The sequence below is a fragment of the Mycetocola sp. JXN-3 genome (assembly GCF_014522285.1).
Lineage (GTDB): Bacteria > Actinomycetota > Actinomycetes > Actinomycetales > Microbacteriaceae > Mycetocola > Mycetocola saprophilus.
Genome location: NZ_CP041635.1, coordinates 670,642 through 683,593, shown reverse-complemented (window position 1 = coordinate 683,593; position 12,952 = coordinate 670,642). Strand labels below are relative to the sequence as shown.

General features: G+C 69.4%; 9 protein-coding genes. 1 reads left to right on the top strand and 8 read right to left on the bottom strand.

Features of this window, described 5'->3' with window-relative positions; genetic code table 11:
• Positions 1–141: 141 nt before the first annotated feature.
• The 8 genes from allB to C7C57_RS03095 all read right to left on the bottom strand — a co-directional run bounded on the left by allB (position 142) and on the right by C7C57_RS03095 (position 11,083).
• On the bottom strand, positions 142–1,491 hold the full coding sequence (allB, locus tag C7C57_RS03130; protein ID WP_187977547.1) for an allantoinase AllB: 1,350 nt from the start codon (positions 1,489–1,491) through the stop codon (positions 142–144).
• Positions 1,492–1,541: 50 nt separating this feature from the next.
• On the bottom strand, positions 1,542–2,879 hold the full coding sequence (locus C7C57_RS03125; protein WP_187977546.1) for an allantoate amidohydrolase: 1,338 nt from the start codon (positions 2,877–2,879) through the stop codon (positions 1,542–1,544).
• Positions 2,876–4,135 (bottom strand): alanine--glyoxylate aminotransferase family protein, encoded by a 1,260-nt coding sequence (locus C7C57_RS03120; RefSeq protein WP_255505760.1) that lies wholly within the window; start codon positions 4,133–4,135, stop codon positions 2,876–2,878. The genes C7C57_RS03125 and C7C57_RS03120 overlap by 4 nt, the downstream gene beginning before the upstream one ends.
• The gene (locus C7C57_RS15960; protein WP_223144781.1) at positions 4,132–6,999 is read right to left on the bottom strand and encodes an AtzH-like domain-containing protein; all 2,868 of its coding nucleotides are present in this window, start codon (positions 6,997–6,999) and stop codon (positions 4,132–4,134) included. The genes C7C57_RS03120 and C7C57_RS15960 overlap by 4 nt, the downstream gene beginning before the upstream one ends.
• Before the next feature lie 56 nt (positions 7,000–7,055).
• Positions 7,056–7,751 carry a YoaK family protein gene (locus tag C7C57_RS03110; RefSeq protein ID WP_255505759.1) on the bottom strand — a complete coding sequence of 232 codons (696 nt, stop codon included), beginning with the start codon at positions 7,749–7,751 and terminating at the stop codon, positions 7,056–7,058.
• 157 nt (positions 7,752–7,908) lie between these two features.
• On the bottom strand, positions 7,909–8,607 hold the full coding sequence (locus C7C57_RS03105) for a GntR family transcriptional regulator (protein WP_255505816.1): 699 nt from the start codon (positions 8,605–8,607) through the stop codon (positions 7,909–7,911).
• Positions 8,608–8,681: 74 nt separating this feature from the next.
• On the bottom strand, positions 8,682–10,145 hold the full coding sequence (locus tag C7C57_RS03100; protein WP_030148192.1) for an amino acid permease: 1,464 nt from the start codon (positions 10,143–10,145) through the stop codon (positions 8,682–8,684).
• Positions 10,142–11,083, bottom strand: coding sequence for an arginase family protein (locus C7C57_RS03095; RefSeq protein WP_187977544.1), 942 nt, complete (start codon positions 11,081–11,083; stop codon positions 10,142–10,144). Before C7C57_RS03095 ends, C7C57_RS03100 begins: the two co-directional genes overlap by 4 nt.
• Before the next feature lie 258 nt (positions 11,084–11,341).
• Here C7C57_RS03095 and hutH point away from each other — a divergent pair, with 258 nt between their 5' ends.
• On the top strand, positions 11,342–12,901 hold the full coding sequence (hutH, locus tag C7C57_RS03090) for a histidine ammonia-lyase (RefSeq protein WP_187977543.1): 1,560 nt from the start codon (positions 11,342–11,344) through the stop codon (positions 12,899–12,901).
• Positions 12,902–12,952 lie beyond the last annotated feature (51 nt).

Below are 12,952 nucleotides of genomic sequence, written 5' to 3'. Positions count from 1 at the left end.
TTCACAAACGGTTTCAGACATAGGACACCGCTCCTGCCCAAAGTGTGACAGCCCGTCCCAGGGCCCGAGGTCAGCCCCGCCGTTGCTCCCGCCCCGCGCGCGGCATCAGCCTGGCCGACACACACGCCGAAAGGTCCGAGGTCAGCCCCGCCGGCGCACCTGCCCGCCGGGGGCCGAGTCCTCGGTGATTTCGGTGCCGTGCAGCCAGACCCGCTCAACCACGCCGCACAGGGTGCGACCGTCAAAGGCCGAAATCTTGTTGCGGTGGGCGAGGTGTTCGGCGTGCACGGTGAACGCGGCGTCGGGGTCGAAGGCGATCAGGTGGGCGCGGTTGCCCACCGCGATGCTACCCACGTCGTTCAGCCCCACCAGCCGGGCCGGGGCCTCGGCGAGCAGGCGGATGACCCGCTCGAGCGGCATCCCGAACTCGCGCGCCGCGGTCCACACCACCGGCAGCTCAACCTCAAGTCCCGAGACCCCGCCCCAGGCGACCCGGAAGTCGCCGTCGCCGCGGCGCTTCTGCTCGATCGTGCTGGGTGAGTGGTCCGAGGCGATCGTGTCGATGGTCCCATCGATCAGGGCTGCCCAGAGCGCCGCCCGGTTTCCCGCGTCGCGGATCGGCGGGCAACACTTAAACTCGGTGCCCCCGGCGGGCACGTCCTCGGCGCTGAGCCCCAAATAGTGCGGGCAGGTTTCCACGGTCAGGCGCAGGCCCGCAGCCTTAGCGGCGCGGATCTGATCCAGCGCGCTCGCCGCCGACAGGTGCAGGATGTGGGCCCGCCCGCCCGTGCGCTCCAGCCCCTCGATGACCATGCGGATCGCGTCCCGCTCGGCCTCCTCCGGGCGCGAGCGGAGAAATTCCGGATAGCCGCCATCCACGGATTCGGGCTGGGCGTCGAGCACCGCCGGGGATTCGGCGTGCACGATCAGCAGCGCATCGTCCTCGGCGAGCGCCGCCAGCACGGTGTTCAGCTCGGGCTCGGTCAGATGCCCAAACTCGTCGATCCCCGAGGGGGCCAAAAACGCCTTGAATCCAAACACCCCGGCCTCGTGCAGCGGACGCAGGTCGGCCCCGTTTTCGGGGACCGCACCGCCCCAGAAGCCGACGTCCACCCGGAGCTGCGGGATCGCCGCGGCCAGCTTTTCCTCCAGCGCGGCCACCGTGGTGGTGACCGGGATCGAGTTCAGCGGCATGTCGAGCAGGGTCGTGACCCCGCCGCGGGCGGCCGCACGGGTCGCCGAGTCAAAGCCCTCCCACTCGGTGCGTCCGGGTTCGTTGACGTGGACATGGGTGTCCACGAGTCCCGGAAGCAGCACCTGGCTGGCCGGCAGGGTGATACCGGGCAGCGTGGAGTCTGGCTCCGTATCGAGGGCGGTGATCGCGGTGATGCGGCCGCCGGACACGTGCACGCTCGCCGGGCGCAGCACCCCGTCGATCAGGGCACGCTCGGCGTGGATGACGAGGTCGGGGAGGTGGGGTGTGGGGGACATCGAGGCTCCATCCAATTTGGGGCGGTGAGGGGGAACGTGGAGACGTGAATCTAGCGGGCGTATTCCTCGGCAAACGCCTGGATCGCCGCGGTCAACGCCTCCAGCGCGACCTCGATATCGGCATCGAGCACGCTCTCATCGGGATGGTGGCTGATGCCCTCGTTGCCGCAGCGCACAAACAGCATGGCCACATCGGTGATCGTGGCAATGGCCAGGCCATCGTGTCCGGCCCGGCTCCAGATCGGGGCGGGCACCGGGGCGGCGGTGGCCCGGGCGATCCCGGTTTCCACGGCGGCGCGCAGCGCGGGGGCACAGGTGACCGCGTCGGCCCGGTAGGTTTCGGTGCACTCGAATATCACCCGGCGGCGCTCGCAGATCTCGCGGGTGGCATCGAGGATCCGCTCGAAGGTTGCCGCGCGCAACTCGGTGGATTCGGCGCGCAGGTCGAGGCTGAACTCGGCGATCCCGGGAATCACGTTGACCCCGCCGGGCAGCACCTGAATGGTGCCCACGGTGGCCAGGGCACCGGCGTCCCGGGCGATGGATTCGATGGCCAGGATCACCTCGCTCGCGGCGACCAGCGCGTCCCGGCGACGCGGCCAGGGCGTGCCCCCGGCGTGACCGGCTCTTCCGGTCAGGGTGATCCGGGAACGGGTGGCCGCCCCGATTGAGGAGACCACGCCGAGCGGCCGATCCTGATCCAGCAGCTCGGGCCCCTGTTCGATGTGCGCCTCCAGATACCCCACCAGCTCGTGCGGGGCGCGGGCTGCCTCGCCGATGCGGGCGGGGTCGAGCCCGAAGGCGAGCGCCGCCTCGCGGTAGGTCGCCCCGTCGCCGTCCTGGATGTCCCACCAGGCGGGATCAAACGTTCCGGCGAGCGCGCGGCTGCCCGAGAGCGCGGTCCCAAACCGGGTGCCCTCCTCATCGCTCAGAGCGACCAGTTCCAACGCGAACGGAAGGCTCCGCGCCTGCGCGGCCAGACGTCGGATCGCGGCGAGCGCCAGCAGCACGCCGAGCATCCCGTCATAGCGGCCCGCATCGGGCACGGTGTCCAGGTGGGAGCCGAGCAGCAGCGCGGGCAGTCCGGGCTCGCGCCCCTCGATCCGCCCACACAGGTTTCCGGCCGCGTCGATCCGGACCTCCAGCCCTGCCTCGGCAAACCAGGTACCCACACACGCGTTGACCGCCGAGTGCTCCAGGCTCAGGTGTACCCGTTCCAGGGCGTCGGGGCGAGCAGACACCGCGGCCAGCTCGGCAATGCGGCGGGCGATCAGCGTACCCTCGGCACTCGGCTCGTGCCCGCTGCTCGTGTGCCCGGGCTCGATGATGCCCGACACGGGTGTGTGCCGATCCTGCGGCGGAATCGCCTGACTCCCGTGCGCGCTCATGACGGGTTCCCCGCGCCGCGATAGCTGTCCAGCGCGGCCTCGACTCCGCCCGAGCGCGGCACCGAAACGCCGTGACGCACCAGCACGGATTCCAGCGCGGCAAGGGTCGAGAGCACGGTGTCGCGGCGGGCGTTGTAGCCCATCGTGCCGATCCGCCAGACCTTGCCGTGCAGCGGCCCGAACGAGGTGCCGATTTCGATCGCGAAGTCCGTCAGCATGTCCGCTCGCACCGCGTCGCCGTTGACCCCCTCGGGGATGTGCACGGCCACCACGTTATTCATCCGGTACTGGGCCTCACCGAAGTCACGCAGGCCGAGACCGAGCACGCCCGCATGCATCGCCGCCCCGTGTACCCGGTGGCGCTCGATGGTCTCGGCCAGCCCCTCGGTCACGATGATCCGCGCGCACTCATGCGCCGCATAGAGCATGCTGGTGGCCTCGGTGTGGTGGTTGAGCCGGGTGGCACCCCAGTAGTCAAAGATCATGCCGAGGTCGAAGTAGTTGGAGCGGATGCGGTGCTCGGAGGGGAACTGTCCGGGATCGCGCAGGCCCGCCTCCACACTGTGCCGGCGGCCGATCCGCTCGACCGCCGCCGGGGAAAACGAGGCGGGTGCGCTGCCCGAGGGACCGCCCAGGCACTTCTGCAGTCCGGCGGTCGCAGCATCGATACCCAGCTCGTCCTGATCAAACGGGTTGCCACCGAGCGAAGCCGTCACGTCGGTGTAGAGCAGCGCGCCGTAGCGGTCGCAGATTTCGCGCAGGCCCTCCATCGGTTGCAGCATCGTGGTGGAGGTGTCGCCATGGACCATCGCCACCAGCGCGGGCCGGGTCTGCGCGATGGCCTCGGCAATCTGCTCGGGCCGAAACACCGTGCCCCAGGGGATCTCGCGCACGTGCACCTCGGCCCCGGCCCGCTCGCAGATCTCGCGCAGCAGTCCGCCGAAGCGCCCAAAGATCGGGACCAGCACCCGATCGCCGGGAGTGATCAGCGAGAACAGCGCGGCCTCGATGCCCGCGCGGGCGGTACCGTCCACCAGGAGTGTGTGTTCGTTGCGGGTCCGGAACACCCGGCGGTAGAGCTCCTGGGTTTGGCCCATATAGTCGGTCATGGCCGGGTCGAACTGGCCGATCAGCCCGGCCGACATCGCCCGCAGCACGCGCGGATCGGCGTTGATCGGTCCCGGACCCATCAGTAGCCGTTGCGGCGGCGCGATCGGCTCGGAAGCAAAGGCGGGAACCTGGGGGTGGATGGTCATGAGATCTCCCGAACGGTTGAGGGGAACAGGGTTTCGGCGAGCGCAAGCAGGGTGTGCTCGCTGCCGGGCGGGCCGATCAGGCTCAGCCCGATCGGAAGCGCACCCGGTGCCCGCGGCACCGGGAAGGCGAGCGCCGGGCGTCCGGTGAGGGAGGCCAGCGTGGTGAGGCGCAGGGTGTGGGCGCGAACCCGGTCGAGTTCGGCGGGATCCGCGTCCACCCGGGGTGCCGGTCCGGGAGTCGTGGGCAGCAGCACCACGCGCTCGCCGAGGGCGGCGTTCAGGTGCGCCCGGAGTTCCGGCAGCCGGGTTATGGCGGCGGCGAGCACCGCGGGATCCAGGTTCGCGGCGGCCCGGAATCGCTCGGCAACCGCCGGATCGAGGGCACCCGGATGCGCGGCCACCCACTCGCCGTGCGCCGCGTGGGCCTCCCCCGCCTGGACCACCCGGAAGACCTCGGGCACCTCGGCGAGGTGGGCGGGGGCGAGCTCGGTGATTGTCAGCCCCTGCGCTCCCAGGCGCGCGAGGGCATCGTGATAGGCGGAAAGCACGTCCGGGTCGATCCCGGCGAGGAGGTCGGGCAGGCACAGAATCTCCGGCACACTCGCCTCGACGGACAGCCCCGACACACTCGCCCGCAGCACACGGCGCAGCAGCTCCGGGGATCGGGTCAGCCAGCCGACGGTGTCAAAGCTCGGAGCCAGCGGCAGCACCCCGGCCCGCGACACCAGTCCGTGGGTGGTGCGCAGCCCCCAGAGTCCCTGATAGGCGGCGGGCACACGTATCGACCCGGCGGTGTCCGTCCCCAGTCCGATACCGACCTGTCCCGATGCCACGGCCACGGCCGGGCCGCTCGTGGATCCACCCGGCAGATGCCCGGGAGCGGCCGGGTTCGCCGCCGGGGCGTGCGGACCGCTCGTACCGGTGAGCCCGTAGGCAAATTCGTCGGTCTGGGCGATCCCGGTCACCTCGGCCCCCGCATTCAGCAGGGCGGCGAGGGCCGGGGCGTGGACGGGCTCGATTTCGTTCTCGGACTCGGCCTCGGCCAGGTAGGCGGGAACCCCGGCGCCGACGCGCTGCCCGGCAACCGCAATCAGGTCCTTGACCGCGATCCGCTCCCCCGCCAGCAGCCCGGCGGCGCTCGCCGGAACCAGCGGCGTCCCGACGATCCGCCACACGGCCGGGTCGATGGCCGCGGCCGGGGCCGCCACCTGTGCCAGCGCGATCCGCCAGCAGCCCGGACCGAGTGTCCAGTGCTGCGTGTTCAGCCCGCGTCCGCCGGAAAGGGTGCGAGTTTCGATGACCATCAGCGCGTTGTGCGGGTCGATCCAGCGCACATCGCGCGTTACGACCTCGCGCCGAGCCGTCCCGCCGCGACGCCCCCGGAAGCGCGAGATCGCCTCGGATCCGCGCAGAATCCCGTGGGCATCGGCACGCAGGGCATCCGGTCCCTCGATAAAGGCGGTGTCCAGTGCGTCGGTATCATTCGCGGCGAGCGCGGCCTCATAGGACTCGCTCGCGGCGATCAGCGCGCCGAGGTTCTGATCGCCCTCAAAATCGGTGCGCCGGATGGTTGCGTGCACCCCCACCACCCGGTCCACCACCTGGGAAATCCGAAAGTCGGTCGCGGCGCTGAGGTAGGCGTAGGCGAGGTGGGACTCCATGTCGAAGCGGGCGCCAAGCAGCGCCACACTCGCGCCGACACAGGCGCGCATCGCCTCGTCCAGGGTGTTCCCCAGACCGCAGGGCACGAGATATTCGGGGGTCTCGATCAGCGGCGCACTCAGGGTTCCCCAGCGAGCCGCGGCTTCGGAGGCGCTCACCAGGTCAAAGCGCACGGTCACCCGCAGCGAGGCCTCCAGCGCGGTCAGCGACACCTCACCGTCCCCCTGGGCGAAGTGCGGATCGCCCACATAGGCGAGGGCCCCGGCCACCTGCACGGGCAGATAGATGGTGGTGCCGGGCACCAGCAGGGACACATCGATGTTGCCACCGTGCATCCCCGGCGGCACCGAGTGGGGACGCTCGGTCTCGGCCACCGCGACCCCCATGATCCCCAGGAACGGGCGCAGTGGGAAGGTCGCCCGCGCAGGCGCGCCGCCGTCACCCAGACCGGGCTGCGAGCCGGACGGAGGTGTCTGCGGGTCACCCCTGAGCCCGGACGCATCGGTGCGCAGCGGCACGCTGCCGTGGGCGGGGGCGTCGGCCGCGAGGTCGGTGGGGTCGTTCGGCATCACCGGGCTGAACACGCTCACGTTCTCGGGTCCCTCGGGGAAGCGATCGGGCAGCGCACCGCGTCCGTGCCGGTTGGAAATCACCCCGTAGGGGACTCGGCGCAGGGCCTCGACCAGGGTGATTCCCAGGACATCGCCGGGCCGGGCACCCCGCACCTCGATCGGCCGCGACACCACGTGCGGCCCATCGATACCTGCATCGCGCGGCACCAAACCGGCAATTTCTACCGCATCATCCAGGACACGGTTTCGGGGCACCCCGTGTGCACCAAAGAAGGCGACGGGATCCCCGCCCTGGTCTTCCAGCAACCCCTCATGGCTGACGGTATCGATGGTGACCTCGGTGCCGGAATCCACGCTGAGGATCGGCGCATCACCGGCGGCGGGCAGACGCCCCCAGAGCACGGTATCGACGCCCGCGGGCACGTAGTGGGCGGCGCGGATCGGACCGGTGCCGCGCTGCAGGATCGGGCCGATCCCGATCTCGGGGGTGCCGGGATCGAGCCGCCCGAATTCGAGGGGTCCGTTCGGCAACGATTCGCCGAGAGTCTCGGCGGCGAGAGATTCGGGCAAGGAAACGGGCAGCGCCGCGGCAGATTCGGGCGAGGAGGGGGCGAGCGCGGGGGATGTCATCGGCAGTGTCTTTCCGGGCACCGGGATGCCCTCGTGATGAGGCGCTCGCCCCGCGATCATGCGCGGGTCTCGCTGCGGGATGCTCCGCGGTGGCCGAGGAAAGCCACCACGATGGTGATCAGGGCGGCCACCAGAATGCCCGGAGCCAGCCCGAACCGGTGCAGCCAGGCACCGGTGGCGGCCCCCAGCCCGATCAGGATGACCGCGAGGGCTCGGCGCAGCCACGGGTGGGTGGCGCCGCGACCCAGCACGGAGTCGTAGGCGAGGCCAACCAGGGTGGAGGTCACCACGACGGTGGTCACATCGGCCACCGCGAGGTGGCGTGCCGCACCGGCCTGTAGTCCCATCGAGGCACCCAGCAGGCCGGTCACGGTGAGGGCCAGCGGGGTGATATCCACCACCGGCAGGGTCAGCACAATCACCGCGCAGGCGATCAGACCCGCGGCCACGATGCCCAGCTGGGTGGTGTTGCGGCGGGTCCAGCCGGGTTCACTGCCCCGAGCCAGTCGTCCGCTGATCGCGGCCCCCGCCATGAAGCAGAAGAGGGCGATCACCGGGCCGAGGATCGGCAGATGATCGGCGCCAACCAGGGCCATCCCGAGCAGCACCACGTTGCCGGTCATGTTGCCGGTGAAGACCCGGTCCAGGCCGACATAGCCCACCGCATCGATGATGCCGGTGGAGAACGTGAGTGCAAGCATCAGGGCGACGTGCGAGACGCCGCCTGTCCGGTGCTGTGATGGTGTGGTCACCCGTGATCCCTCCGCTGACGCGGGACCCAACGGTCACCGCCTCGGTATACCCAAACTAGGCAATGCGAAAGTCCACTTGGCGGCGATCATGTTTCTAACATGTAAATTCCCGCCACCCCCTCGGGCCGGTGAACATTTCGGTATACCCAGTTGGGATTTATCTGGTTGTATTGAGCGCGTCAAGAACGCGCTGTCTCGCCTCGGCCACATGGGCGCGCGCAAAGCCCGCCGCGGCTTCCGGCCGTCCCCGCAGGATGGCTCCCGCAAGACTTCGGTGCTCGTCCACCGCCTCATCGTGATCCTCACGGTAAGCGTGGGCCGCCAGGCGTCGATCCATATCCAGGACCGGTCGCAGCAGCCGGGTCAGCAGCGAGTTATCGGCAAGTTTGACGATCTCCGCATGCAGGACCGCGGCCGCAGCGGTGGCCCCATCCGACGCCTCGGTTCGGGATACCTCGGCCCGGGCGCTATCGCTCCGAGCCCCATCCGACGTCACCCGCGCGGTCACCGCCGCCAGCGCCACGGCCAACGCGGTGGTATCCGCCCCGGCCGCCACATTGCGGGCCGCGGACTCGGCGGCCAGCACGTCCAGGTGCGCGCGCACGTCAAAAAGCTCAATCACCTCGGCGCGGTCAAAGTCACGCACCACGGTGCCACGTCCGGGCCCCGCGGCAATGTACCCGGCATCCAGCAGCCGCGGCAATGCCTCACGCACCGGCACCCGGGACACCTCAAGCTCGGCGGCCAACTCGCGTTCGCGCAGGCGCTCGCCCGGGGCCAGGGTGCCGTCGATGATCCGGTCGCGGATCCGCTCAAACACCCGCTCGCTCAGGCTGTTGGGAATCACGGCGGACATGCTGGTCACGTTAGCACAGTGCCGCCCAGCATCCGTGGGGATGCCGGGCGGCGTGTGTGTGGCTCGGGCGGAGGTTAGCGCTCGCTCGGCGGAATGATCCGGATCGGCGCCGTGGTGTCCTCCAGCTCGCGCCGCTTCTTCCCGGCGGGCTTCACCAGGAAGTGGTAGCTGAGCGCCAGAATCGCGATCCACACCAGTCCCACCCAGAGGGCGTCCCGGGTGCCGGGCACCACACCGATCATCACGATCACAAACACGATGAACCCCACCGCGGCCCAGGATGCGGCGGGCCACAGCGGAACCGGGAACTCGCTGGGCAGCAGGTTGTCACGGGCGATCTCGCGTTTCATCCGAATATGCGAGATCAGAATCATCAGCCACACCACCACCGTGGCGAAGGTGGCCAGGGCCGCGATCAGGAAGAAGATCTGATCGGGGAAGAGGATGTTCAACACCACACCCACCAGCAGCGCGCCGGCCATCGCGATGACCGTGAGCCACGGCACCCCGGTGCGGGTCAGGCTGGTGAACGCCTTGGGAGCGTGGCCCTGCTCGGCCAGGCCGTGCAGCATGCGTCCGGCACCGAAGATGTCCGCATTGATCGCCGAGATCGCCGCGGTGATCACGACCGCGTTCAGTACGTGGGCGGCGCCGGTCAGGCCCAGTCCGTCGAAGATCGACACGAACGGGCTCTTGGATCCGTCGATGGTGTTCCAGGGCTGGATCATCATGATCACGCCGAGGGTCAGCACGTAGAAGAGCAGGATGCGCACGGGCACCGAGTTGATCGCCTTGGGGATGACCTTCTTGGGGTTCTGCGCCTCACCGGCGGTGATGCCGATAACCTCGATGCCGCCGAAGGCAAACATCACGATGGTGAACGCGGCCAGGAAGCCCATAAATCCGCCGGCGAAGAATCCGCCGTGATCGAAAAGGTTCGCCAGGCCCGCGGCGTTTTCGCTCTGGTTCCCCAGGCCGAAGACGATGATCGCGATGCCACCGGCGATCATGCCGATGATGGCCACGATCTTGATCAGCGCAAACCAGAACTCCAGCTCACCAAACACCTTGACCGAGATCAGGTTGACCGCGGCGATGAAGAAGATCAGCGCCAGGATCCAGATCCAGCGATCCACATCGGGGAACCAGAAGCCCATATAGACCGAGAATGCAGTGACGTCCGCCAGGGCGACCACAAACATTTCAAACGTGTAGGTCCAGCCGGTCAGGAATCCGGCGAAGGGACCGATGTAGCGCGAGGCATACTGCCCGAACGAGCCCGAGATGGGGTGGCGCACGGCCATCTCGCCGAGGGCACGCATGACCATGAAGACCGCCGCGCCGCCGATCATATAGGCGATCAGCACCGCGGGTCCGGCGGTCTTGATGGCCGCCGAGGAACCGTAGAACAGGCCGGTCCCGATCGCCGAGCCGAGGGCCATGAAGCGGATGTGCCGGGCGGTGAGGCCGCGGCGCATCACGCCGGGGGCTCCGGCGCTCGCGGGCGGCGCGAGCGGGGTTTTCGGTTCGGCGCTCATTGGGCAGCCTTTCGTTGGATCAGGCCGGTAGCGGCCTCAAGAATCAGGAGGGCGGCGAGCCGGATGGTCCGGCCGTCCGCGGTGTCTGCGGTGGCATCGATCTCGGTGATATCGAGCGAGCGTACCCGCGCATCCCGGGCCAGCGCCCGGGTGAGGCGACGCAGTTCATGCGCCTGTAATCCACCCGGCACCGATGCCGGGCAGGCCGGGGCCACGCTGCGATCGCACACGTCCACATCCACATCGATGTGCACGGGTCCGCCCGCAGCACCCGCGATGGCCAGGGCCTCGTGGGCGATGTCCTGCGGGGTGCGATCGTGGAGCGCATCGCGGTGAATCACGGTGATGCCCAGTTCGCGGGCCCGCTCACGGTAGGCGCGGGAGTTGGCGAAGTCGGCGATGCCGATCTGGACCACCCGGGTGCCCTCGAGGCCCGCCTGGATGAGGCGGCGTACCGGGGATCCGTTACTCACTCCGTCGCGCAGGTCATGGTGCGCGTCGATCGTGATCAGCCCGGCGGTGGCAAGGTTATCACCAAATCCCCCGAGTGCGGCCGGAACGGTGGCCGCATTGTCTCCGCCCAAGCTTATGAGCAGTTCGGTGTCGGAGGCCAATTCGCGCAGGGTGCGAATGGCCGAAGCCTCCCCCTCCGGAGTATCCGGATCGGCGAGGTTTCCGTCGTCCACCAGGCGCAGCGCCTCCTCGATCACGATGTCGGTTGTGCCATCGAGACTGACACTGTGTCCCGAGTAGCGCCGCAGCGCGTCTCGGATGGCGTCGGGGGTGTGCTGCGCGCCGGTGGGCGAGAGCGAGGTGCGCCACGTGGGCACACCGATAATGGCCAGGTCGGCGACTCTGCCGCCCGGCAGTGATCCACGGGAGGGCCAGGCGCCAGTGCGAGGCCAGAGCGGATCATCGTGCAGGGATGGGGTACTCATTCCCCGACCGTACCGCGGGAATTCCCTCGGGGTGTACGGGGTGCATGCCCACTTGTGTCTGGTCTGTCAGACGTCGTGCCGAGGGGTTTTTGCGAAGCGGGAGCGGCTCGGCAGCAGCTCCGCGGACGCTCCGCAGACGCGATGCAGACGCTCTACAGACGCGAGAGGCCGTCTGGGTTTCGCAACAGATCTGGAATACCAGACAATAGCGGCACGGGTCGGGTTGGCCTTTTGCCGCCGGTGCGCTCAAATCGGATCATGAGCATCACACAGACCATCACCCTCGGCGCGCACACCCTCACCATCAACGACGTGGTTCGGGTTGCCCGCGAAAATGCCCGCATCGAGATTGCCCCGGAGGCCGCGGTTCGGATCCGCGCGGCGCGGGACGTGATCGAGGAGCTGGCCAACGATACCCGCCCGCACTACGGCGTGTCCACCGGTTTCGGGGCGCTCGCCAACGTGCAGATCCCGACCGAGAAGCGCGCCCAGCTGCAGCGCAGCCTGGTGCGCTCCCACGCCGCCGGCACCGGCGCCGAGGTCGAGCGAGAGGTCGTGCGCGCGCTGATGCTGCTGCGTCTGAACACCCTTGTTTCCGGACACACGGGGGTGCGCCTGGAAACCGCCGAGGCCTACCGCGACGTCCTCAACGCGGGCATCACCCCGGTAGTGCACGAGTACGGTTCGCTGGGCTGCTCGGGGGATCTGTCCCCGCTCGCCCACTGCGCGCTCGCGGTCATGGGCGAGGGCGAGGTGCACGGACCCGATGGACGCCGTCAGGACGCCGCCGAGGCGCTGGCCGCGGCCGGAATCACCCCGGTGGTACTGGCCGAAAAGGAGGGTCTGGCGCTGATCAACGGCACCGACGGCATGCTCGGCATGCTCTCGCTGGCCCTGTTCGACCTGGCGCAGCTGGTCCGGGTCGCGGACATCGCGGCCGCCGCGAGCATCGAGGGCCTGCGGGGCACCGACGCGGTGTTCGCCCCCGACCTGCACGAGCTGCGTCCGCACCCCGGACAGCGCGACAGCGCCGCGAACCTGCGCCGGGTCCTCGCCGACTCGGGCCTGATTCAGCGTCCGGTGGAAGGTCAGTTCACCCGGGTTCAGGATGCCTACTCGCTGCGCTGCTCGCCCCAGGTGCACGGGGCCGTGCGAGCCACGATGGCGCACGCCGAGAGCGTCGCGCAGATCGAGCTCGGTTCGGCCGTGGATAACCCGGTCGTCACCAGCGATGGCCGGGTCGAGTCCAATGGAAACTTCCACGGGGCCCCGGTGGGTTACGTGCTCGACTTCCTGGCGATCGCCGTGGCCGACCTCGCCAGCATTTCCGAGCGTCGCACCGACCGCTTCCTCGACACCTCCCGCAACCACGGTCTGCCGCCGTTCCTCGCCGCCGACCCGGGTCTGGACTCGGGGCTGATGATCGCCCAGTACACCGCCGCCGGGATCGTCTCCGAACTCAAGCGTCTCGCGGTGCCCGCCTCGGTGGATTCGATCCCCTCCTCGGCGATGCAGGAGGATCACGTGTCGATGGGCTGGGCCGCCGCCCGCAAGCTGCGCCGGGGAATCGACGGCCTGCGCCGGGTACTCTCGATCGAGCTGCTGGCCTCGACCCGCGCGCTGGACTTCCGCCTGAACGACGCACCCGAGCAGCGTCCGGGAGCCGCCACCGGTGCCGTGCACACCCTGTTCCGCACCCAGATCGCCGCCCCGAACACCGATGAGTTCCTCTCCCCCACCATCACCGCCGCCACCGAACTGGTGGAATCCGGCGCCGTTTTGGCCGCTGTGGAGGACGCCATCGGTCTGCTTGACTAGGCTGGAGACAACCCCCGTTCGATGACGACCGGGGAGATCCATCGGTTTGGG